This is a genomic window from Terrisporobacter vanillatitrophus (assembly GCF_051148895.1).
Lineage (GTDB): Bacteria > Bacillota > Clostridia > Peptostreptococcales > Peptostreptococcaceae > Terrisporobacter > Terrisporobacter vanillatitrophus.
The window spans coordinates 1,128,623-1,153,937 of record NZ_CP154625.1 but is presented as its reverse complement, the minus strand read 5'-3'; the positions used below and the strand labels follow the sequence as shown (position 1 = coordinate 1,153,937).

The window sequence follows — 25,315 nt, the reverse complement described above, 5'->3', positions numbered from 1 at the left end:
TCCCCTCTTTCTACTCTGCTAACATTAAATAAATAAAGTATGGTACACCTATTATAGCTACAACTATTCCCACTGGAATTTCCATAGGTGCTATGATATTTCTTGATATGGTATCTCCAACTAATAAAATTAAAATACCTATAAACGCTGCTGTAGGAATCAGTTTATTATGCTTTGGTCCCACTAATTTCCTAGCTATATGAGGAGCAACAAGCCCTAAAAAACCTATACTTCCTGCCACAGATGTGGATACACCTGATAATACAACAGCATATATTATTAATTTTCTTCTTTCTTTTTCTACCTCTATTCCCAGTCCCGTAGCTACTTCATCGCCTAGATTTAGAGCATCTAAATATCTAGATTTATAAAGTGTAAGTGCCATTAATATTATGATAAATGGTAGAATAGCCATTACATATTTCCAGTTAGAACCCCAAATACTACCAGAGGTCCAAGCCATCACTCTGTTGAATTCTTGTGTAGTAAATTTAAGTTGGAAGATTGTAAGTAATGAAGTAAATGCTATATTTACTCCTATACCTATTAATAATAATCTCGAAGAGCTTATTCCCTTATTCCATGCAAGTATATAGATTAAAAAAGCCGCAAATAGTGCTCCACTTAAAGCCACTATTGGCATAGTGAATATTGTTAAATTACTTACACCGTCATATACGTTTCCATTCATAAAGTAAATATATATTACTACAAATAAGGCTGAACCTGAGTTTATACCAAGTATTCCCGAGTCTGCCAAATCATTTTTTGTAACACCCTGTAAAATTGTACCTGAAGTAGCTAAAGCCGTACCTACTAATATGGCAATTACAATTCTAGGTAGTCTCAATTTGAATATAGCAATTTCATGTGCCTTGGATCCTTGTCCTAAAAAAGTTTTTATTACATCAAAAGGTTCTATTGATAGAGAACCCATATTTAAACTAACTAAAAATGTGATTAATATTAAAGTTAATAATATTCCTGTAACTAATAAATATTTCTTGTTCTTTTTCATATTTTATTAACTCTCCTTTCTCACAAGGTAAATAAATATTGGAACTCCAAGCAGTGCTGTTAAAGATCCAATTGGCGTCTCATAAGGAGGGTTAATCATTCTTGCTAGTATATCACTATATACTAATAAAACTGATCCAAATAACATTGATAATGGAATTATATATTTATAGTCTGATCCTATAATACCTCTAATTATTTGAGGAACTATAAGTCCCACAAATACTATATTTCCAGCTACTGAGACTGATGCTCCTGTAAGTGATATTACAATTATTAAGGATACTAATCTTACTAAGTTAGTTTTTTGACCTAATCCTATAGCTACTTCTTCACCTAAACTTAATATTGTAATTTTGGGTGCCATTATCATTGCTGCAACAAATCCTATTCCTCCTACTATTAGAAGCAAATTAACTCCTTGCCACTTAGCTGATGTAAGTCCGCCAGATATCCAAAAACTTAATTCCTGCGATAAGTTAAAGTACATAGAAATTCCCATAGCCAGTGAAATTAATAAAGTCCCCATTGCCGTTCCAGCTAGTGCTAGCTTTACTGGATCAACTTTTCTAATGCTTCTAGAACTTATAAAATAAACTAAAAGTCCACTTATACTAGCTCCCAAAAAGGCAAATATCATTTTCGTAAAACTATTTAGAACTAAGTCAGGATTAATTCTTTGTAGTACTAAAGCTACTGCTATCATAAATGTAGCTCCTTGAGTAATACCCATTACTGATGGCTCCGCTATGGGATTTCTAGTTATACCTTGCATTATGGCACCTGATACAGCTAAAAAGCCTCCAACTAATGTAGCTGCAAGAGCCCTTGGTATTCTTACATCTCTAATTATTTTTGTATTTATATCATTTTTATCTGAAAAAATACTACTTATTATGGTTCCAATATCTATATTTTTAGCACCCAGTGATATTGATACTACTATACCACCTACAAGTAGTATAATTCCAAGCATCATAATCATTAATGCCATTCTTTTCTTTTTCTGTTTTCCCACTTATTCTCCTCCTTATAAAATTCGCTTCGCTCATGTTGCCAACGAGATGCCTGCGCTACCGCTTCAGGCAACGACCTTGTTCAAAATTTATTTTTTGACTACTTCTTAAATGTATTGATAATACTTTAATCTAGAAGTTTTCCACAGGCAAAAGAATATTATAATATCCTAGTAAGTAAAAAGGTGAGGAAAGTAAATCTTCTCCCCACCCACTTAATTTATTATTCTATAACAGCGTCTTTAACAGACTCTAATATTAATTCTCTTCCTATTGGATTATAAGCTTGAGAGAAGTATGGACTTGCATTTAATATAGTTACATTTCCTTCTTTTACTGCTCTTATTTCAGACCAAACTGAACTAGCTGCTAAATCAGCTTTATCTGACTCAGTCGCTATCACTATTATGTGGTCAGCATCTATTTCTGACAATCCTTCCATAGTAACAGTTGGTAGAGTTATATTATCTTGCTCAGGCATATTAGCTGGTTGAGGTAATTTCATATCTTCTTTTAAAACTGTTCCTATTCCACCTTCACTAAATACCATAAACGAACCTGAACTTGCTAAAACTGTTAAGTAAGTAGTATCTTCACCGTTAGCTTCTTTTATCTCTTTACCTAACGCTTCAGCTTTTTTATAATAAGTATCTAGCCAATTTTCAACTTCTTTTTCTTGTCCAAATAATTTTGCAACATCCTTTAATTTTGCTTCCCAATCATTTGATTGATCTTTTAACACAACTGTAGGTGCTATTTCTTTTAATTGGTCATATATCTCTTCTTGTCTTGGTGCCATTATAATTAAATCTGGTTCTAAAGCTAGTATTGCTTCTATATCTGCTGTTTCCATCATTGAATGTCCAACTACTTTTGCATCACCTAATGAGTCTTTCATATATGATGGTACATTTTCTGTGTCATAAGAATCCACGTTAGCCGTACCTACTACAGTGTGTCCTAGTAATAATAACTCTTCACTACTTCCTGATATATCTACTATTTTCTTAGGATTAGCTGGTATTTCTACTTCTCCTTTTACTGTCTCAACTACTATTGTATCTTTATCTTGTTTTTCTGCTTCATTTGATGAGCAACCTATTAATCCGAATGTTGTAAGTGCTAATGTTAACACTGCTAATGCTTTTATTTTTTTCACGTCAATATCTCCTTATTGTTTTAATATTAATTATCATTAATTAATATAAATAATAATCATTATCATTTTGTAAATTTATTATACCATCCATTCTTTTTATGGTCAAGCAAATTATAACTATATTTTTAAAAATAAAAAATCCCCATTTAGGAGACTTTTATACTAATATTTCATATATATCAGATAGTTCTAATTCTGTATTATAATTGCTTATATCGTATATATTATAATCAATACATTCATCACATCTATTTGGAAGTATTATTTTGAAAGTACTTCCTTCATCAACTTTACTTTCAACACTAATATATCCATCATGAAGATCGATTATAGATTTTACTATACTTAGTCCGATTCCACTACCTTCGTTCTCTCTAGTCAATGATTTATCTGCTTGAACAAATCTTTCAAATATAGCAGACTTGTCATCTTTTGATATTCCTATACCTTCATCTTTTATATTTATTTCAGCAAAATCATCATTAACATATACATTTACATAAATATTTTTATTTTCTGGAGTAAATTTTATTGCATTTGAAAGTAAATTTAGTAATGCTCTTTCTAGCATAGATGGATCACATTTTGCTATAAATTCTTCTTCATTAGTGTCAAACTGTATGTTTATAGATTTCAACTGAGCATAATTTACAACAGATAAAGTTACATCTTCTACTATGGAAATTAAATTATAGTAATCAAATTTACCTTTTAATATTCCAGTTTCAATTTTTGAAATATCAACCACATTATTAATTAACCTTAACATTCTCTTACAATTTACATGTAAAGTTTTTCTATATTTTCTATACATCTCCTTAAAGTCCTTGTCTGATTTTATCAGTGAAATATCAAGAAGTTGAATTGTTGAGTAAAAAATATTTATTGGTGTTCTAAGTTCATGAGATATATTAGACATAAAATCAGTTCTCTCTTTATTATATACCTTTAGCTTTTCCACCTCTAATTCTTTGCGTATTATTTTTGATATATCCATATAAGTTACAGCATACTCTCTTTTGGAATCAAATGTTTCTATAACTTGTAATGAACAATCAACATACATATCTCCATCTGGGCTTTTAATTATTCCTCTCCATACCCCTTTAGTATTTAAACATTTTATTATTTCATCCTTATTTTCTAATTTATTTACTAATACTGCAAATGATACCTTTAATCTTTTTATATCTTCAAATGAATTAATTTTATAATGTTCTTTAAACTTCTTATTTCCATATATTATTTCTCCATCTTCCTTGCAAATACACATAAAACTATGTTTATGATTATCAGTTAAATTGTAAAAAAGACTTAAATTTTCATTAAGTAATTTTGTTCTATTTATGTACAAATATAACTCAATAAAAGATCCGGCAATTATAATTAAAAATATTGTATATGTAATGGAAACTGATGTTAGCTTTACATAAAATGACGTTGCATTAGCTGCATTAGCTGCATTAACTGCATACATTGCTTTAATTCCTAGCATAAAAATACTAGAAGCTAATACTACAAATATATATTCTTTTTCTTTTATTCCCATAACAAATAGTATTGCTGCACATAAGAAATAAACTACTGTCAAAAAATAATTGTACATTATAAAGAAATCTGTACTATGAAAATATGTAAAAAAGTTAATATTTTTTTCTAAAATATAAAATATTATCGTATATAATGCCACAAACAATATTGATACTTTTTTATTATTAACAATAAGTGTTTTGATTTTGCTTTTAGGTATTATAGCTATTATTAATAAAAATATTCTAAGAATAGATGTGGAAACTGTAACATAGCTAAACAAAGAGTATTCTTTGTAATAAAAACTAAGAAAATCGAATTGTCCTAATACTATTCCTACAGATAATCCTAGATACATTAAAGCTATAATAAAAATACTATCCTTTTTTAACCTATTATATGAAATTAAACAACTACCAAAAGCTAATACTGATAATATGGAACTAAAACTTCTTATAAAAAATAAAGTTGATTCTAAATAAGATTTTTCCTCCCCCATCTTAGAAAATATATTAAAAATATAAATACATGAAACTAGTAACACAAAAAATATTATCTTTTCCAATAGTTTCTTTTCTTTTTCTATCAAAACTCTATCACTTATGATATTGTTAATCATAAATTTAATCCCCCTCGTATAACAATGTATATAAATAAACATTTATTTTGCAATTTTGATAATATTACACAAATATATAGTAACAAATTTTCATTGATAAATATAGCATTTATAGAAATATGGACCTAAAAAAATCCTAGTTATCCTTAACTAGGATTTCTGTTATGATTAACTTTATTATCATATATTTTATTATTTATGAAAAAATTCAAATTACTTTTATATTTGATTTTTCAATAATTTTCGTAAATACATGTACTATTTTAGGGTCAAATTGTGAGCCCGAACATCTTTTCAACTCCTGCATAGCTTCATATATACTTCTACCTTTTCTGTAACATCTATCATTTGTCATAGCATCAAAAGAATCTACTACAGATACTATCCTAGATAATATAGGTATTTCATCTTCTTGTAATCCCAAAGGATATCCTAATCCATCCCACCTTTCATGATGAGTCAATATTTCTCTGGAAATGCAATTAATTTCTGGTAGAAGACTAACTAACCTATATCCTTTTTCAGAATGCGTCTTCATAGTTTCATATTCATCGTCTGTTAATTTTCCAGGTTTCAATAATATATGTTCTGAAATACCTATTTTACCAATATCATGTAGTCTACCTATTAAGGATGCTTTTTCTATTGTATCATCATCTAAGTTTAATGCCTTTGCAATTTCTATACAAAAAACAGATACTCTTTGTGTATGTTCTTCTGTTTCAAGGTTTTTATTAGCTAAATTAATTTTCAATGTTTCTAACATTGATATTCTGACAGATCTACCACTAAGCATCTTCTTCTTATATACCTTGTCTTCTGCCTCAACTAATACTTTATCAATACTATCTCCTTCATTTAATATAGAACATCCCATTGAAATACTTAAATTTATATTTTCACGTGCATTATTTTCACATAAGTCATCTATTTTTTTCATAATACTTATACATTGAACATCCGAAAATTCAGGTAATAGTATAACAAACTCATCTCCTCCCCACCTAAATACTGTTCCCTCTTCACCAGCTGCTTGTAACAATATTTTAGACATGGTCTTTAGTAGTTTATCCCCTTCTAAATGCCCTAGAGTATCATTTACTATTTTTAATCCATTTACGTCACCTAAAATTAATCCCATGGGAAATTTTTTATTTTCTATAATTTCTTCAACCTTTATATCAAAATATGTTCTATTAAACAAGTTCGTTAATCCATCTGTATATCTTAAATATCTTAATATATGTTTTTCATAAGTTTGTTCTAAGCTTTTAGTCATATCAGAAAAATCCACTAATATACCTATTACTTCTTTATATTTATAATTAATATAAGTGATATGCTTATAAACTTTGTTATTAATTTTTACTATATCTGTAGCTTTGTAATTTATGTTTTTAATCTTTTGAAATAATTTATTCGTATCTTCATTTTTTTCATTGAAGTGTAACTTAAAAGTCTCATTTACAAATACTATTTTATTTTTCTTGTTTTTTATCCATACTGGACATTGAAAACCTTCGAATATATCTTCTATCAAACTCATAATCCCCCCTCTTTTTATGATTTTTGTAAGACTTTTCAAAAGTATTTATTTATTCATTTTGTAATTTTTTATTTTTATTTTAATAATATATTCCAACTTTTCTATACTATTTTTATTGTAACATTTTTCCATTTATATGTTTTTAAGTAATAGTTTTTTTACATAATTTTAAAATTATATTTAATTATTTAAAATAAAAAACCATAAAATAAAGATTTTTCATCTGAATTTCATGGTTTTTTATATTATTTTATACTGTTTTTTATTATAATTAATATGAATAATATGTCCATATTCTAATTTTATACTTAGTATTTCATCTAAAGGTATATTTTCAATTGAAGAAATTATAGATTTTATAACACCACTGTGGCATATTATAACAACATTATTATCATAATTTTCTTCACTTATTCTTCTAAATATATTATTTGATCTTTCATAACATTGTAAAAATGTTTCTCCATTTTCAATTTTAAAAGTAGATAAATTTTTCCCTCTATTTTCATATTCCTTTGGATATTTTAATTTAATATAATCAAAAGACTTATTTTCCCATATACCCATATTAATTTCCATAAGTTCATTTTCTATATGATAAGGTACATTCAAAATAGATGATATAATCTCTGCAGATTTTTTACATCTTTTTAAACTACTCGTATATATTTTACTAATATTTTTATCCTTTAAAAATGAACCCACCAATTCAGCTTTTTTAATACCTTCTTCATTTAAATTAATATCTGTAATTCCTATACATTTTTTTATATTATCTTCCCAATATAGATCCCCATGCCTTACTAAATAAATATTCATATTTTATCCTTTTAAATAGATATAATTTTTCTCTTTCCTCTATATAAATTAATATACTCATCTGCATACATTAGATTTATGTGTATTTTTAACATTCCTATTTCATAAGACTTCTTAATCCTTGGATTTCTTAATAATAAATCTTTTATATTTCTTTTTAAGTCTTTATCATTATATGATAAAGTTTTTTTCTCCTCTTCAAAAAAAACTAGTTGTAATTTTAACTCATAATAATTATCAATACTTTCAACTTCTACTTTATAATTTATAAGGTTATCTAAATTAAATACGATATTATCTAGAGAGTTTATATTTATATACAAATTTTTACCTATATGAGCTCTATCATCCATTCTATATCTTAATTTGTCTAGTCTTTTTAAAACACTAGAACAACTACAACTACCAATTGCAAAAGAAGATATATCTCCTGTTGAATATCTTATAAGAGGCATTGCTTTTCTCGTTAGAGTAGTAATTAATATTTCCCCACTTCCTCCGTCCTCCATTTTTTCTTTTGTAACAGGGTTTACAATTTCTACTAGTAAATCATTTTCTCTAATATGCATTCCCTCATGACAATTACAGTCAACCGCACCTCCAAGACCAGTTTCTGTCATTCCAAAATGATTAAATACTTCACAATTATATACCTTCTTTATTTGTTCAATAAATGTATTATTTACCATATCCGCACTTAATAAAATACTCTTAATTTCTATGGGCAAATTTTCTTTTTTTATATATTTTCCTAAAGCTAAAATTTCCACTGGCATGCCTACAATAGAATTTACTTTATTGCTTATCATAATGTCTGTAGTTTTCTTAAAAGAAGATAGACTACCATTCATCACAGGCTTAACCTTCATAATTTCTAAAGATTGTTTTATTAGGTCTCCCACACTATTTTCTCTTTCAAAAGGAAGCATAATCATCATTACATCATCTTTTTTAACAAGAAAACTAAGTCCTTGTATAAAAAAATCAATTGTAAGTTTTTGATCTTCTTCAGTAAAGTAAATCCTTTTGAATTTACCCATAGTTCCAGATGTGTCTAAAGAAACTATTCGACTTATCTCACTTTGATTAACGCACACCATTTTATTTCCATTTTCAATTATGTCATCTTTATTGATAATTGGTATTTTATATAACTCGTCTAAAGAATTTATTTCATCTAAATTTTTATATAATTCTTTATAAAAAGGTGAGTTTTCTTTTACATATTTAATTAAATTATTTAATGCATTTAGTTGGTATTTTTCTAGTTCTTCTCTACTCAATTTGTTCTTCACTTTAATTTTTTCACATATCCAATTATCTAATCTCATACATTATCTCCTATATAAACTTTTATTATCTATATTTGTTAAGTTGTATGCACAAAAAGGTATAAGTTTCATATCTTCACTTACTACATGTATATAACATTGTTTCAGCCTATCTAAATCCACATTCCATACATCTTGGAATAGCATGGCAGATATGGCCAAAGTATAATTATCAAATCTATCTAGAAAATCATCTAAAGACTTTGTAAAATTATTTTTAGCCTCTTTTTTATTTGAAGAATTTTTCACCGCTGACCATTGTTTTGCCACAAATTCTCTAGATTGTTTTGAAGAAGTTGGTTTACAACAACAATTACTTTTACTACCTAAAGGCTTTAAACTTTTATCCTCATTTACTAGGAAATTTCCATGAAAAGAACAGTAGGAATTTTCTGCTCCTCCACCCATAAAGTTTTCTATTTTCATCTTACCTTTCGTTTGTTTTTCTATTTCTCTTAACATTTTAGGAATTGTTATTCTGTAAGTTTCATCTCGATTTTCATATCTTCCAAAGAAACTTACAGGTTGAAAATGCACTCCCCTTATGGCTGGCATATTGTCTATAGCGAAATTAATAACTTTCCCTATTTGATTAACATTTACATCTTGCATTATAGTAGGAACAAGAACTACTCCTACTCCTGCTTTTTTACAATTTTCTATGGCCTTTAATTTTATTCTAAGTAATTTTTTACCTCTAAGTTTAGAATATACTTCATCACTAAGACCATCAAATTGTAAAAATACTGTATTTAACCCTGCATTAGCTAAAGTTTTTATATAATTTTCATCTTCTCCAATTCTAATACCATTAGTATTTAATTGAAAAAAAGTAAAACCTTTTTCTCTTCCAATTTTAATTATCTCATATAAATCATCTCTAAGAGTTGGTTCTCCTCCTGATAGTTGAATATTATAAGGACCACCACACTTCATTAGATAATCGTAGTATTCACTAATTCTTTCTATACTTATATCTTCCTTTGTATTTTCATTAGATGAAGCAAAACAAATAGGACATTTTAAATTACATCTATTTGTTATTTCAAGTAGTACGCAACACGTTTCTTGTCTGTGTTCACTACAGATGCCACAATCATATGGACACCCCTTATTTACTTCATTACTTACTACATTAGGAGTTTTAAATTTTTCCACATCGCTCCAAGTTTCGTAATCCTTACCTTCCCAGATTAATGTCTTAAAAAAGCCATGATCTTCGCAAGATTTTTCCAAATATACTTTATCTTCATACTCTACTTTTTGTCCTACTATTTTTTTTAAACAATAAGGACATAAACTCTCCACTTGACCTAATATTTTTCCCATAGTTTACCCCCAGTAATATTGTCTACCTATAAAATTTCATTTAAAAATTTTTCAAATGCTTCCTTTCTTTCTTTCCATATATAATCTGGAAAACTTACTCTTATAATCTTAGAATTAATAACTCCTTTAATTTTATCTTCATTTTCACAATCAATCATAAAAATCGGTCGTCTAAAATTTTTTATTTCTAGTTTACCTAAGCCTTGGAACTTTTCAAGAAATTCTGTGTTTATTTCCATATTTAATTTATACTCATAAGTTTGACTATTTTTAAAGCAATTATCAACTTTTTTTACTTTAAACTTATCCATCTATTATATCCTTTATAGAACTAATAAAATAATCTACCTCTTCTTCTGTAGTAAATCTAGATAAACTAATTCTAACTGTTCCCCTTGGTGATGTTTTTAAACATTTGTGAATTAAAGGCGCGCAATGAAGTCCACTTCTACATATAATATCAAAACTCATTTGAAGTATTTCTCCTACTTCATTTACACTATAATTTTCCATAGTGAATGAAATTACAGGGGTAGTTTCACCGCTTACATCTATTACATTAACATTCATTTTTTTTAATTCTTTTTTTATTTTGTTTACTAAATAATTTATTTTCTCTTTATTTGCAGGATTTTCAAAACTCCATCTTAGAGCCGCCTCTAAACCTTTAAATGAAGTATCATTTGGTGTGCCTGCTTCTAATCTTAAAGGCATTTCTTCTGGCATAGTATCTTCATCACTATATATTCCAGTTCCACCTTGCAGTATAGGATTTAGCTTAATTTTAGAAGATACATAAAGTCCCCCTGTGCCTTGAGGCCCAAGTAAATATTTATGACCAGTAAATGCTACCATATCTATATTCCACTTTTGTGGAAATACATCTATTAATCCCAAACTTTGAGAAGCATCCAATAATACTACACAGTTATATTTTTTTGCGATGGCTGTTAATTTTTCTGCATCATTGACAGCTCCTGTCACATTAGATGCATGAGTAAATACAACCATTTTAGGTTTTATTTCTTTAATTTTTTCTTCCCATAAATGAGGATCTATTCTTCCTTCCTCATTTACATCCATTATTTCATATTCGATAATTTCCTTTTCTTGAAGATAATATAATGGTCTTAGGACTGAATTATGTTCTGCTGCTGTAGTTAGGACTTTATCACCATTATTAAATTTAAATCCTTGAATAGCTAAATTAAGTCCATAGGTAGCATTACTACCATAGACAATATTATTAGGGCTGTCTACTTGAAGTAATCTTGCTAATAGCTCCCTACAATCACAATTTTCTTCTTCCTCAAATCCACTTCTGTGAGCACTACATGGTACCTCATCTAAGGATCTTTTTATGGCATTTGCAACACACTGTGGTTTGGGCCAAGATGTAGCCCCATTATTTAAATAAATCATTATTGTTCCCCCTCCACTTATTCTCCAATTTTACATATTCATTTCTTCCAATTATTGAAATAATGTTGGATTTTATCTTAAGGGTTGTTTCATATTTTTTCATTATATTTTCTTGAATTTCTTTATTATTTTCATACTTATTCAATTTATTCTGGAATCTCTTATTTAAATCTACAAATTTATCTTCTATTACTAATTTATCACCATAATACAAAATAGTGTTTTCATTTATTACATCTTCCATACCCTTTTCAAGTTTCATATGACTTCTAACAACATTAGCTATTTGCTCATATCCTAAACTTGCTAATAAATCAGCGCCTACCTCTCCGTGATTTTTTTCTTGTCTTTTTATATCGTGCAAAATAGATGCTGAGTTAATTAAATTCACATTTATAATCTCTTTATTCTTATTAATGGAATTACTTAAATCCTCACATATGTCTTTTATTTTTATGCCATGATTAATTATAGACTTGGGTACATTAAAATAAGATAATAAATATATACAATCCTCTAAGAATAGAATTTGTCTATTTTCAAAATCATTTTTTACCTTATAAAAATCTTCTTTGTAATCCATGTCACATAAGATAAATTTGTCTGGAGTATCTATTTTCTTGGATTCTACCTCAAAGTAGTCCATTCCACCTTTTAAACCATTTTTTCCACTATAATTCAATAAGTACTCAAAACATTTTGAGCTTATAATAGGGGGATGTCCTATGGTATTTTTGTATACTGGATAAACAATCTTATTTTCTTTTTTGTTTATTTCTTTAATTAGTAAATCTATGGTGTATTTAGATACAAAACCCACATCTCCTGGTAAAAATGTAATTGCATCGCAATTATTTTTTATTTTGTTTAATCCAAGTTTAAAGGAATCATACATAAAAGTACTTTCATAGTTATTATTGTAAATTATATTTACATTTTGATTTTTTACACAATTTTCTATATCTTTTCCTCTATAGCCTACAACAATGTTTATATCTTCTACTCCGCTCTGTCTTAAACTATTAATTGTATTTATAATAAGTGGTTTTTTTTCTACTTCCATTAAAGGTTTAAAATCTTTCATCCTAGAAGATAAACCTGCTGCAACAATTAATCCACTTATCTTCATTTTTCCAATCTTCTTTCCTTTGCTGCCCTTTCATTTATAAGCTCACCTGCTATACTTACTGCTATTTCTCCTGGAGTTTTTGCATCTAGCTTTATTCCGATTGGAGCATGAACTCTTTTAAAATCTTCCTCTGTAAAACCATCTTTTTTAAGTTTTTCATAAGTCATATTAATCTTAGATTTACTTCCTATCATTCCTATATAATATGCATCTGTTTTTAATGCCCAATTAAGCACATTGTAGTCATATAAATGTCCTCTAGTTATTATTAAAATATAACTATCATCATCCACACCTAAATCTCCAATTTCTTCTAAGCTATCTAGAACTACGACTTCAGAATTTGGAAATCTTTCTTTATTTGCAAATTCACTTCTATCATCTAAAACTATAGTTTCAAATTCTATTATATCTAAAATTGTTGTTGTTTCTTTAGATACATGACCAGCTCCAAATATATAAGCTTTTCCCATAGTATGAACTTTTTGTACAATAAATTTTTCATCATCAATAGCATCAGAGTGAATACTCAATCTTTCTATGCCATTTTCTAATTTATTTTTCATTAATTCGCTTCCTGAGTATTCGCCAGTTATATTATTTTCATAATCAATAAATAGCATTTCTTTTTTATTTTGTCTTAAGACTGTAACTATCCATCCTTTTTTGTGATTTTTTATAGCTTCAGCTGCTTTTTCCATGATTAATAAGTTATTATCGTCGTTACCGTCCATATAATTTATAAGAATTTCTCCATTTCCTCCACAAACCATTTCTGATTTGTTAGCATCTTTATTATCTAAGCGAAACTCATAAATAAAAGATTGTTTATTTTTAATTGAACTTACACTTTTTTCAATACAAGACGCTTCCATTTTGCCTCCTCCTACTGTGGAGAATATGGAACCATCTTCTCTTACTATCATTTGTGTCCCTTTTGACCTAGGCGTGGAACCAGTACTACTTACTATACTAGCTAAAACAAAATTCTTTTTATTCTTTAAAAGTTTTAAACCTTCTTCATATATGTTCATTAACTCTTCTCCCTTTATTAATTACAGCTCATAACCATATTTATTAAGTATTTCAACTACTTTTTCAAATGTATTTAATACTAAGTTAGGGCAAATTTTTGATTTATTATCAAAATCTCCATCTAATATTTCACCACAGTTTATTCCCTTATTATCACTGCCCTCATTTTCAAACCACTCTATTAATTCATTTGTCATAATTCTTAGGTTTTCATCTTCTATTTCATCATCTTCGCCCTTTGAAGCAAAATAACCTAAGATGCATACGCCTCCCGTAAGAGCTCCACATATTTTCTGATTAAAACCTAAACCTCCTATTAATCCTCCCATGGCTCTAATTAAATCAGGGTTTTCTTTTCCTTCTAAATCTAAAATAATCTTCATTAATATCTGACTACAATAATACCCCTTAGATGATAATTCCAGCATTTCCATATATAATTCATCCATAATATCAATCCCTTTTTTTAAGTATTACTAAAAAGTACCCCGTTTCCTTTTTTAATATATCATTATTTATTTTATTATTTTGATTCCCTCTAAGTAATCCTGACAACTCTCCATATTCCCAAAGAACCATTCCAAGATAATTTTTCCATTCTTTGGATTTGTCTTGGAATATAATAGTTTGAAAATTTAAATCTGCAAACAATTTATTCCAATAATTAAGAGTATATGTATCATCATATATATTTGTTTGCTTAAAGAAAAAGTCACTTAGCAAAATCATCCCATTTTTTTTCAAAAGCATTTTGCAACTTTCTAGTATTTTTTCTGGGTTTTGCATAACTGACAAACTACATTCAAATAAAATTAAATCAAAATGGTTTTCTGAGAAGTCAAGATTGTTTGCATCCATTACTTTTATATTAATATCTTTATATCTTTCCTTCCCTAAATTAATCATGTCTTCAGAGAAGTCTATTCCTGTTGCATCAAATCCCTTCTCAGATAAATAATTTACCGAATACCCACTTCCGCAACCTACATCTAATACTTTAATGCCCTCATTTGTTTTATACATTTCTATTACTTCATTAACAAGATTTAGGCCTCCTAAGCTAAATATATCTCTTTTATTAATCATTTATCTTCTAAAGCCTTTTCAACTCTTAGCATTTTCGAATACACTAAACTCTCGTCTATAAATACATTATTGCATTTTGGGCATTTGGGTAAATCAACAGGAAAACTACTACCTAAATATTCTAGAGTTACTTTTCCTCTTTCAAGGGGCACATTACATTTGGCACAAATCATGGACTCACTTGAGTAATCATAAAAGTCATCATAATTTTCTTTCATTTAATTCACCTCTATCTTCATTCTATGGCTATATGCGTTATAAACTAAATATTTTCCTTCTTCAATTTTATACTCAACCCAAAATGTAACATTTTTTATCCTGTAATATGCTAAGTTATGATTACTTGATTTGTTAAAGAATATATCTTGTGTTTCTTGCGCATGTTTTATTGTATCTTCAATATCTTTATACAAAATCATTCTATTTTCAAGCTTTTCTTTCAAATCATCATTAACAATTAATTGTATATCATATTTATTAGTCTTATCTTTTTCTTGTGTTAAGTCTAATTTTAGTTGGACTCTGTTGTATCTTCTTTCTGAAATATTAGGTTTTTTATTTTTTCCATCAAAATTATATATTAATTGTAAAATGTGTTTTGCATCTTTATTTTGTGATAAAAAACTATCTCTACAATTTATACAATAAGTCAAATAATTTAGTTCACTTTCTTTAATTCTTGATGAAACTATATTTTCCTTTAATTCCTTATTAGAAAAACAAGTAAGCCCACCATATCCACAACAAGTAGTTATTTCTCCGTTATAATTCAACTCTTTTAGATTAAATCCAAGTTTTTTTGCTATTTCTCTTACTTGGCTTTGTAACTCATCATCATATCTAACAGTGCATGGATCATCTATAGCTATTTCTTCATTGTTTCCAACGAATTTCAATTGATTATCACTAATATAATCGTAAATCATTTTTACTTTTGCATTTTTTAAATGAGAACTAAAAATTTTATAACATGTAGGACAAGCTGTAATAAGAATAGGATTATTGATTTTCTCCAATGTCTCTTTTATTAATTTTATTTCTTCATAAAACTTTTCTTCCTGTCCAGACCATTTTCCTATTACTCCACAACAGCCAAGAATTAATCCCACTTCATTTTTTAATTTTTCATTCAAATCATTATAAATTACTTTTACTAAATCAGGTTCAGATGCACATAGTTGACATCCTGGAAAAAACACATAATTTAGATTTTCCTTCGTCATAACTGTAAAAAACTCTTCACTATTACTAAATTCCATATCTTCCATGGCAAATTCAAAAGCCGATGGTGGCATTTTATTTGTTTTTACCATTTGCGTTCTTGCATATTCACAAACTTCGCCTAAATCTAATCCTCCTGGACAAATAGCTTTACATTGACCACAAAGGCTACATGAATTTATCATCTTGTTTGATGTTCTGTTGCCTAAAGCAATGGATAAGTTATTATAAACTTCTCTTGCCATTTTTTTAGGATAAGAATTATAATTTTTTAAAAATTCACAACCTTTTACACATTCCAGACAATTACAATCAATACATCTTTGTCCTTCTTTTATAGCTTCCTTCTCTGTATAAAACTGTTTATTACTAGGAATTGTTTCATATTCAATATCTACTTCTTCTAAATTTGTATATAGTTTTGTTTGGAAAACCCCTTCTTTTTCTCTTCCTTGAGTCATACTACTATGTTGGAAGTATCTGTCTATAGAAGTGGAAAGTCTTTTTCCTAAACTTATACATTCTACAGCTGAAACATTCATTGGACTGTGAAAAACTTTATCATTTTCATGCTGCAAAGTTATCATATTATAAGATAGATGCTCTTTATAAATATTCCCATCAAAAACTAATGCATCGTAATTCTCTTTATATTCATTTAACTTTTCTTTTTCAAAAGAGGAACTAAAATAAATTGTTATTCCTGCACTTTCAACTTTTTGTAAATCTTTTTTTATAATGTTTTCTTCTAATATATTTTTATAATTTTCATATATATTTTTACCTAATATATCTTCACTTTCATATAAATCAACAAAGTAACCCTTACTTTTTAATTCTATTGCACAACTTAATCCACTTAAACTAGTTCCAAATATTATTATTTTTTCTTTCTTTTTAGGTTTTAATAAAACTCTTGTCTTTACTTCTTTACCATAGTTCATACATGCCAGTTCAAGTTGTCTAATATTTATGGAATTACCTAGTTCTTTTCTTTTACACTGACTTTTGCATTTTTCTTCACAAATCCTACTTATTATATTTGGAAATATAACTTTTTTTTCATATATTTTTCTGCCTTCAGTAAAATCACCTTTTGCAACAGATTTACATAATTGTCTTCCATCTATATGTATAGGACACATAGCATTACACCAAGGATCTTCTTCTTGAATGCATTTACTTTCTAGTTCTTTTAATTTATCTTGACTAAGATTTTCCATAGTCTATTCTCCTTAAACAATTATATCCATTTTTAGTATTTAAAAAGGGACTTAAACTCTTGTAAAATATACTTAAGGTTAAGCCCCCTTTATTTGAATAAACAAGAGCAATAATTATAAAATCACTCTTTTATTTTTACTTCTTATTTAAGCATTTGCACCACTTTTTAAACCTTCTAATGCTTCTTTAACTACATCTGGTGTAGCTGGTACCTTAGTTATTCTAGCTCCAGTAGCATTAAATATAGCATTTAATATAGCTGGGTGAGGTGCTGCTAATGGTCCTTCACCAACTCCAGAAGCTCCATAAGGTCCATCTGGTCTTAATGCTTCTTCATAATGTATTTCTAAATCATCTGGTATATCTTTTATTTGTGGTATACCACATTTAACTAATGTAGTATGTTTTTCTAAATCTTCAAAATCTTCAGTTAATGCAAGACCTATACCTTGAGCTAGCGCTCCATAAACTTGACCATCAACAACAAGTTTATTTATTATCTTACCACAGTCTACCATACAAGTGAATTTTTCAACTTTTGTTTTACCAGTTTCCATATCTACTGCAACTTCTGGCATATTAACAACATACATATAGTTACTAAATGGAGCCCCTTGACCATCTTCTATTTGACAATCAGTACACATAGAAGCTACCCATTTACCTACGTATTTAGTTGGTAAACCTTCAGCTACCATTTCATCGTAAGTACGATAAGTTCCATCACCTTTATCTAATGCTTTTAATAAGTTTTCAGCAGCTATTCTAGTAGCATTACCTGTAACAACGTTTGATCTACTTCCACCAGCAGGACCACTGTTTGGAGTTTGACGCATATCACATAATACTAATTTAATATCTTCTGGTTTATATCCAGCAGCTTTTAAAGTAGCGTGAGCCATAGTTAATGTACCTATATCAGCACCTTGGCCATGATCTTCCCAAGAGTTGTACATAGTTACACCTTTTGGAGTTATTTCAGCATAAGCTTCAGATGAATCCGCACCATCAAGTCCACATCCATAAACACCTATAGATATACCTACACCACGTTTAACTTTATCAGTAGAATTTTCTTTAACTCTTACTTTAGCTTCTTCATATAATGGTCTTAATTTATCCATCATAGGTACTATAGAGTATACTTCTGGAGTTTGACCAGTTGGAGTAGTATCTCCTTCTCTATATGCATTTATATATCTTAATTCAAATGGATCCATTCCCATTTGATCTGCTAATACATCTATAGCAGTATCAGTTCCCATGAAACTTTGTGGAGCACCATATCCTCTAAATGCACTACCCCAAGCATGGTTAGTACATACAGTATAAGAAGTATTTCTTATATTTGGTATTCCATAACCTGAACCTACGAATTGAGTAAGACGCATAGTTAATAGGTCACCGAATTCTGAATATGGACCATGATCTATATAGTTTTCACCTTCAAGAGCAAGTATTTTACCATTTTCATCTGCACCAAGTTTTATTTTCATGAATGCAGGAGATCTCTTTCCAGTGTAAGTTATATTTTGATATTGAGTATAATTTAATGTTACTGGTCTTCCAGTAGCTAAACACGCAACACCTAACATAGATTCCATAGTTGGAGAGAATTTATATCCGAAAGTTCCTCCAGTTGGATTTTGTACTAAGAAGCATTTTTCTGGATCAATACCTATACCTGTACAAATCATTGCATGGTGTAAGTGAATTCCTATACTCTTAGAATTTATAATTAAGTTACCTTCTTCATCTTGATATGCTTGACCACAGTCTGGTTCAAGAGGTAAATGTGGTTGACGGCTACAATAAGATTCAACTTCAACTACATTAGGAAGTTTTTCCATTAATGGAGCTGTTTCTTCACCCTTTTTACAATCAGTTTTAAAGTAAACGTTAGGAGTTCCAGGATGTATTTCTATAGCATCTTCAGCCATTGCAGCTGGAGCACTCATATAAGCTGGAAGTACTTCTAAATCTACTTTAACTTTTTTAGCAGCTGCCTTAGCTTGTTCCTCAGTATCAGCAGCTACTAAAGCTATAGCGTCACCATATTGGAATACTTTTTCATCACAAAGAATTGGTCTATCCCATCCATCACCTTTATTTGCACTTGGGAAGAACACTAATCCATTTATTTTATTATTACCTTTAACATCTTTAGCAGTTATTACTTTATAAACACCAGGCATTTTTTCAGCTTCAGAAGTATCTATACCTTTAATATTTGCATGAGAAACTTCAGCTTGAACTAATGCTAATCTTAACGTTCCATCTGGCATTTGTAAGTTCATATCTGCACCGAAATCCCAAGTTCCTGTTACTTTAGCTTTTGCAGAAGGTCGAATATATTTTGTTCCTAGTATTTCATTTCCCACTGGTTGGAATACTAAGTCTTCTACTTTCTTTTCACCTCTAAGTACAGCTGCAGCATCCATAACTGCATCTACTAACGGCTTATATCCCGTACAACGACATAAGTTTTTGTGTTTTTGGAACCATGCTCTTACTTCTTCTCTTGTTGGAGAAGGATTTTCTTCTAATAATACTTTAGCTGACATAATAAATCCTGGGCTACAGAAACCACATTGTGCACACCCGTGACCCATCCATGCAACTTGTAATGGATGTAAATCTTCACCTTCTGCTAATCCTTCAATAGTTTGTATAACTGATTCATCCTCAACTTTTTTCATTTTCACTATGCAAGAACGAACAGCCTTATTATTTAAAATAATAGTACATGTACCACAGTGACCTTGACCACAACCTATCTTACACCCTGTAAGTAATAGTTGTTCACGAAGTACATTAGCCAAACTAGCTTCTGGATCAACAAATAACGTTCTTTTTACGCCATTAATATAAAGGACTTTTTTTAGTAGCAAATTTATTTCCCCCTTTTAAATTTTTATTCCTAAATTAATAAACTTGGACTATAATTTATGTAAATTTATTAATTAGCAAAATTAATACATATTTGGAGGTTATTATGATTAAAGATACTGTTTTAAATGAAGAAGTTTTTAAAGAAATATTTGATAAGTTAGTTTCTACATCTAATGCTAGGACTAATGAGGAATTAATTGTTTTGAGGGATTATACTATAAGTTATATTATAGACTACTTCAACAATAATTTAACTCCAAACAATACTCCTTTAGATTTTATTAGTTGTGATGAAATTACTGTAGAAGTTAGGGATAAGACTACTAATAGAATTTTCAGGAGAAATCTTGATATTTCTTACATAGAAAACTCTAATGGTTTAAAGTTGATGGGTGAAAATTTGAAAAGCGAACCATCAGAAATTGTATTTTTATCTGACACTGCAATAAATAAAATAATTGATGTAACTGGTCAAGGATTGAATAAATCAAGATGCCATGACTAATTTGTTTTCTAATTAATTTAATAATATCATAAGAATTTTCAAAAATCAATTTAACTATAGTATATTTGTTAAAGTTTTACTATAGAATTACAATCAATTACGCAAAAGGGATAAACTTTATGTGAGTTTATCCCTTTTTTTGTGGAACTATCTTTTTATTTTAAGACAGTCCCATTATTATTAAATTATTCATTAAGCTAATAATTCTTTTTCTTCTATTACTTTTTTTGCTTCATCTTTTGCAATTGCGATTTCATCAAAAGGTAATTTTTCTCCATTTATTAATTGGTATTTTTCATGACCTTTACCTGCAAAGACTATCATATCTCCTTTATTAGCATTTCTAATAGCATATTTTATAGCTTCTTCTCTATCTGCTATTTTTATTACTTCACAAGAAGATCCTTCAAAAGACTGGGCTATATCATTTATAACATTCATAGGGTCTTCAAAATCTGGATTGTCTGCTGTAAGTATAGCTAAATCACATTCACGAGCAGCAACATCACCTAATTCTTTTCTTCTTATTTCAGTTCGTCCACCTACTGAGCCAAATAAACATATTAATCTATCATGTTCATAGTTTTTAAGAGTTTGTAATATATTCTCTAGACTAACACCATTGTGAGCATAGTCAACTATTACTGTGGCATAAGGAAGTATTGATAAAACTTCCACCCTACCACTAACCTTAGCACTTTTTAGTGCATCTATCATAATCTCTTTTTTTACATCTAAATATTTGCAAACGGCTATAACTGCTAATGAGTTGTAGATACTAAAAGTCCCTGGAGAACATATAAAACAAGGAAACGTTTCTTCTTTTGTATTACAGTCAAAACTTACCCCAAGAGAATCTATTTCTTTTGAGTATCTTATATTATTTGCAGTTAAATTCGCATTATTTTCTATTCCAAAAGTCTCCACATCACAAGTGGCTACTTTTATTATATCTTTTGCATACTCATCATCAGCATTAATAATTCCATGTTTAGCCATTTTAAATAATCTTGCTTTACATTGTAAATAGTGCTCAAATGTTGGATGTTCCTTTGGGCCTATGTGATCCGGCGATAAATTTGAAAAGACAGCTACATCAAAATCTATATCTTCTACTCTATTTTGCATTATTCCACCAGAAGAAACTTCCATAGAAACACATTTCACACCACTGTCTAGCATTTTTCTAAAGATTCTATGTAACTCATAGCTTTCTGGAGTAGTATTGGCAGTAATTTCATAAGTTCCATTGAAGAAAGTTCCATTTGTTCCTATTACACCAGTATTAACTCCTGATTCATTTAAAACAGTTGCAATATAGTTTGTTATAGTTGTTTTTCCCTTAGTTCCTGTAACTCCAATTATTTTCAGTGAGTTAGAAGGCTTTTCAAAAAAGTTATGTGATATTCTTGATAAACTTATTCTTGTATCTTCAACAAATAACTTTATCACACCACTTGGTAATTCCATAACATATTTACTAGATTCCATTCCTTTTTGTAGTAAAAATACTCTAGCTCCATTATCATAAGCATTTTTAACAAACCTATGGCCATCTACAGTTTCTCCCACAAGTGCAACAAATATAAATTCTTCTTTACAACTTCTAGAGTTATATGCTATATCTTTTATTTCAATCTCCTTAATTTCTTCTAAAGGTAAGTTAGATGTAAAACTTACATCTTCCATTAGTTTAAATAACTTCATAATATACTTCCTTTCTCATTCTAAAAAATAGAGTAGGTTAACTACTCTATTTTAATTTTCTTCCGCTTCTTAATATAGTTTCTCTAGCAAGAACTTCCAGAGAATCTATATAAAAATTTCCATCTAGTTTATTGTCATTTTTTAATATGGATAACTCTGTACATCCAAGAATAACTCCATCACAACTATTTTCTTTTAAATAATCTACTATAGAATTAAACTTGTCCATATCAGCTGGTTTACCACTTTTTATATCATCGTAAATTATTTCCATTATTTGAGACTGTCTATTTTCGTCTAATACTAAATATTCTATATCATACTTTTCACACATATTTTGGTATAAATTAGTTTTAATGTTTCCAGTAGTAGCAAGAATACCTAGTTTTTTATGATTAGTTACTTTAGCATGTTTAATTGTTTCTTCTACAATATTTACTAAAGGTATATTAACACTATTAACTATTTTTTCATAGAAATAATGTGCCGTATTGCATGTTATTACAATAAAATCCACACCATACTTTTCTAATTTCTTTGCATCATCTATTAATATTTTTGATGGATCTTCGTTAGAGTTACCTACTATAAAGGCTGTTCTATCCGGTGTAGTCGCTCTATTTGTTATTATCATATCTACATGCTCTTGGTCAGTCTTTGCTTCTGTCATATTTACTACCATTTCATAGAAATATACAGAGGCCATAGGTCCTAGGCCGCCTAAAACACCTACCGTTATATTATTCATATTATCACCAATCTACTTACAGTATTTTTTAAATTTTCTAAATTGATTTACATGATATAAGAATATATACCATCTTCTTTTGAAGTTTCCTTTTAAGTCAGCTTCATATCCAAATGATGTAGCAGATTTTCCTGCAGCATCTAATTCTTTACATTTATTTACTAATTCTTGACTCTTTACATATTTATATACTACCTTTTTTGGTATACACCTCCAGAAGAAAGGTTCTTTTTGTATTTTTAAGTCTAACTCTTTATTGTTAACTCTATCTTCTACAACAAACTTAGCTATGTTATTTCCTGAAGATGTTACGTAGTAGTTACTTCTACCTTGTCTTAAGTTTATTTCAAAGACTTTGTATTTATTGTCTCTTTCATCGTATTTTATATCAAAGTTTGAATATCCTGTATAGTTTATACTTTCTAAGAAGTTTTTGAATTTAGTCATTACTTCTTCATCGTATTCTGTTATGATAGCTGCATGATTTCCTATTCCTTTTGGAGTATGTTCTTCTAATAAAACATGTCCTAAACATTGCATTTTAACTTTACCATTTTTATCTGAGTAACAAGTTAAAACTCTCATATGCGAGTCATCTCCAGGTATAAAATCTTGAACTATCATAGATTTTTCATAACCATGAGAATATATTTTTTCTATTTCTCTTTTAAACTCTTTTTCATCTTGTATAAGATATGCTTTATTCATTCCTTCAAAAGCATTTTGGAAAAATGATATGCTATCAGATGCTTTTAATATAACTGGATAGTTAAATCCAAAGTCACCTATTTCATCACCCTTATTGTATATATATGTTTTAGGATAATCTAGTCCATATTCTTCACACATATTGTAAAATAATTCTTTTTCTATTAACTTATCTTTAAGTTCAGCTCCTATATAAGGTACTATGTACTTTTCTGATAATACATCTCTATAATCTATTATTAATTCTGCGTACTCATCAGTACATCCGTGAATTATAAGTTTTTTATTTGGCTGCGCTAGTTCATCTGCAGTTTTTAATAAAACTTTAATAAACTCTTCTTTATTTCCCATATTAGGATCTACTCTAAAATCTATTATATTACTGTCCTTTGTTGCTCCAAGTAACATTTTTCCAAAAGCTATTGATTTTACTCCATAAGCTTCATGATAAGCTCTAGCCACAGAATAACAGTTTATATCTCCACCAACCAACACAGGTTGAATTTTAATTTTATCCACTTTATCCACCTCTTATTCTTTTTAAATACATTGGTTATTATACTTTATTTCTCACAATCTGTCAAAAAAATGACTGTTTTGTAAGTATTGCTAAATGTTGAAATATCAATAATATATGATAATATAAAGCCTTTATCTTACAATAATATTTTAATTTATAAATTTTAATATTATTATTTCCTTATTTATCTATCTATAATTAATATTTGTAGCTTCACAAAACTATTATTAACATATTAAATTAATTTAAATGTAAAAAATACTATAGGCTAACTTATTTTACATAAATTAACCTATAGTATCATATAGTTTTTGCATTATATATATTTCTTATAACTTTGATAATGCACCTAAAAGTATTTCTTCTTTAAAAGGTTTTACTATAAATCCTTTAGCACCATATATAATAGCCTCTTTCATTTTTGCTTCTTGTCCTAGTGCTGAAACCATAACTACTGATGCCCCTGGATTTAATTTTTTAATCATTCTCAAAGCTTGTATTCCATCAAGTTCAGGCATAGTTATATCCATTGTAACTATATCTGGGCTTAATTCTTTGTATTTTTCAACAGCTTCTAAACCATTTTCTGCTTCTCCTACTATTTCATACTCATAATTTGAAAGCATATTTTTTATTGTCATACGCATAAAGGCTGCATCATCAACTATTAATACTCTTTTCATAACTTTCCTCCATTGTTTCAAATACATTTTGTTAACTTAGTCTTATTTATATTTTAATTCTTTTAAGAT

The 25,315-nt window shown here is 28.4% G+C and carries 22 protein-coding genes; 1 reads left to right on the top strand and 21 read right to left on the bottom strand.

Annotated elements, in window-relative coordinates:
- Window positions 1–10: 10 nt before the first annotated feature.
- The 17 genes from TVTCOM_RS05815 to TVTCOM_RS05735 form a co-directional block, all read right to left on the bottom strand.
- Window positions 11–1,018: a FecCD family ABC transporter permease gene (locus TVTCOM_RS05815; protein ID WP_434798907.1), complete on the bottom strand. Its 1,008-nt coding sequence runs from the start codon at window positions 1,016–1,018 to the stop codon at window positions 11–13.
- 6 nt (window positions 1,019–1,024) lie between these two features.
- Window positions 1,025–2,035 carry a FecCD family ABC transporter permease gene (locus tag TVTCOM_RS05810; RefSeq protein ID WP_434798906.1) on the bottom strand — a complete coding sequence of 337 codons (1,011 nt, stop codon included), beginning with the start codon at window positions 2,033–2,035 and terminating at the stop codon, window positions 1,025–1,027.
- Between the two features lie 221 nt (window positions 2,036–2,256).
- Entirely contained in the window at window positions 2,257–3,192 is a 936-nt protein-coding gene (locus TVTCOM_RS05805) for an iron-hydroxamate ABC transporter substrate-binding protein (protein ID WP_434798905.1), read from the bottom strand.
- A 157-nt stretch (window positions 3,193–3,349) separates the two neighbouring features.
- A complete protein-coding gene (locus tag TVTCOM_RS05800; protein ID WP_434798904.1) occupies window positions 3,350–5,341 on the bottom strand; it encodes a sensor histidine kinase in 1,992 nt (663 codons plus the stop codon).
- A gap of 208 nt (window positions 5,342–5,549) precedes the next feature.
- Entirely contained in the window at window positions 5,550–6,887 is a 1,338-nt protein-coding gene (locus TVTCOM_RS05795) for an HD-GYP domain-containing protein (protein ID WP_434798903.1), read from the bottom strand.
- A gap of 240 nt (window positions 6,888–7,127) precedes the next feature.
- A complete protein-coding gene (locus TVTCOM_RS05790; RefSeq protein ID WP_434798902.1) occupies window positions 7,128–7,706 on the bottom strand; it encodes a histidine phosphatase family protein in 579 nt (192 codons plus the stop codon).
- 11 nt (window positions 7,707–7,717) lie between these two features.
- Window positions 7,718–9,037: a DVU_1553 family AMP-dependent CoA ligase gene (locus TVTCOM_RS05785; RefSeq protein WP_434798901.1), complete on the bottom strand. Its 1,320-nt coding sequence runs from the start codon at window positions 9,035–9,037 to the stop codon at window positions 7,718–7,720.
- Window positions 9,038–9,040: 3 nt separating this feature from the next.
- Window positions 9,041–10,366 (bottom strand): radical SAM (seleno)protein TrsS, encoded by a 1,326-nt coding sequence (gene trsS, locus TVTCOM_RS05780; protein ID WP_434798900.1) that lies wholly within the window; start codon window positions 10,364–10,366, stop codon window positions 9,041–9,043.
- 26 nt (window positions 10,367–10,392) lie between these two features.
- The gene (locus TVTCOM_RS05775) at window positions 10,393–10,677 is read right to left on the bottom strand and encodes a hypothetical protein (protein WP_434798899.1); all 285 of its coding nucleotides are present in this window, start codon (window positions 10,675–10,677) and stop codon (window positions 10,393–10,395) included.
- Window positions 10,670–11,788, bottom strand: coding sequence for an aminotransferase class V-fold PLP-dependent enzyme (locus tag TVTCOM_RS05770; protein ID WP_434798898.1), 1,119 nt, complete (start codon window positions 11,786–11,788; stop codon window positions 10,670–10,672). The genes TVTCOM_RS05775 and TVTCOM_RS05770 overlap by 8 nt, the downstream gene beginning before the upstream one ends.
- Window positions 11,772–12,917 carry a DVU_1551 family NTP transferase gene (locus TVTCOM_RS05765; RefSeq protein WP_434798897.1) on the bottom strand — a complete coding sequence of 382 codons (1,146 nt, stop codon included), beginning with the start codon at window positions 12,915–12,917 and terminating at the stop codon, window positions 11,772–11,774. Before TVTCOM_RS05765 ends, TVTCOM_RS05770 begins: the two co-directional genes overlap by 17 nt.
- Window positions 12,914–13,951 (bottom strand): XdhC family aldehyde oxidoreductase maturation factor, encoded by a 1,038-nt coding sequence (locus TVTCOM_RS05760; RefSeq protein WP_434798896.1) that lies wholly within the window; start codon window positions 13,949–13,951, stop codon window positions 12,914–12,916. The genes TVTCOM_RS05765 and TVTCOM_RS05760 overlap by 4 nt, the downstream gene beginning before the upstream one ends.
- Window positions 13,952–13,972: 21 nt before the next feature.
- Window positions 13,973–14,401 (bottom strand): DVU_1555 family C-GCAxxG-C-C protein, encoded by a 429-nt coding sequence (locus tag TVTCOM_RS05755; protein WP_434798895.1) that lies wholly within the window; start codon window positions 14,399–14,401, stop codon window positions 13,973–13,975.
- Between the two features lie 4 nt (window positions 14,402–14,405).
- Window positions 14,406–15,038, bottom strand: a complete 633-nt coding sequence (gene trsM / locus TVTCOM_RS05750) for a DVU_1556 family methyltransferase (protein ID WP_434798894.1) — start codon at window positions 15,036–15,038, stop codon at window positions 14,406–14,408.
- A complete protein-coding gene (locus TVTCOM_RS05745; RefSeq protein ID WP_434798893.1) occupies window positions 15,035–15,256 on the bottom strand; it encodes a DVU_1557 family redox protein in 222 nt (73 codons plus the stop codon). The genes trsM and TVTCOM_RS05745 overlap by 4 nt, the downstream gene beginning before the upstream one ends.
- Window positions 15,257–17,482, bottom strand: coding sequence for a pyridine nucleotide-disulfide oxidoreductase/dicluster-binding protein (locus TVTCOM_RS05740; RefSeq protein ID WP_434798892.1), 2,226 nt, complete (start codon window positions 17,480–17,482; stop codon window positions 15,257–15,259). It lies immediately after the preceding gene.
- A 147-nt stretch (window positions 17,483–17,629) separates the two neighbouring features.
- Window positions 17,630–20,374, bottom strand: coding sequence for a molybdopterin-dependent aldehyde oxidoreductase (locus TVTCOM_RS05735; RefSeq protein WP_434798891.1), 2,745 nt, complete (start codon window positions 20,372–20,374; stop codon window positions 17,630–17,632).
- 104 nt (window positions 20,375–20,478) lie between these two features.
- Between TVTCOM_RS05735 and TVTCOM_RS05730 the strand changes: the two genes are divergently transcribed.
- On the top strand, window positions 20,479–20,880 hold the full coding sequence (locus TVTCOM_RS05730; RefSeq protein WP_434798890.1) for a hypothetical protein: 402 nt from the start codon (window positions 20,479–20,481) through the stop codon (window positions 20,878–20,880).
- A gap of 192 nt (window positions 20,881–21,072) precedes the next feature.
- On the opposite strand, the gene TVTCOM_RS05725 is transcribed toward TVTCOM_RS05730, so the two are convergent.
- The 4 genes from TVTCOM_RS05725 to TVTCOM_RS05710 all read right to left on the bottom strand — a co-directional run bounded on the left by TVTCOM_RS05725 (window position 21,073) and on the right by TVTCOM_RS05710 (window position 25,246).
- The gene (locus tag TVTCOM_RS05725; protein WP_434798889.1) at window positions 21,073–22,587 is read right to left on the bottom strand and encodes a UDP-N-acetylmuramoyl-L-alanyl-D-glutamate--2,6-diaminopimelate ligase; all 1,515 of its coding nucleotides are present in this window, start codon (window positions 22,585–22,587) and stop codon (window positions 21,073–21,075) included.
- Between the two features lie 46 nt (window positions 22,588–22,633).
- On the bottom strand, window positions 22,634–23,335 hold the full coding sequence (locus TVTCOM_RS05720) for an aspartate/glutamate racemase family protein (protein WP_434798888.1): 702 nt from the start codon (window positions 23,333–23,335) through the stop codon (window positions 22,634–22,636).
- A gap of 12 nt (window positions 23,336–23,347) precedes the next feature.
- Entirely contained in the window at window positions 23,348–24,562 is a 1,215-nt protein-coding gene (locus tag TVTCOM_RS05715) for a carboxylate--amine ligase (protein ID WP_434798887.1), read from the bottom strand.
- A 330-nt stretch (window positions 24,563–24,892) separates the two neighbouring features.
- Entirely contained in the window at window positions 24,893–25,246 is a 354-nt protein-coding gene (locus TVTCOM_RS05710) for a response regulator (protein WP_018589248.1), read from the bottom strand.
- Window positions 25,247–25,315: the final 69 nt, after the last annotated feature.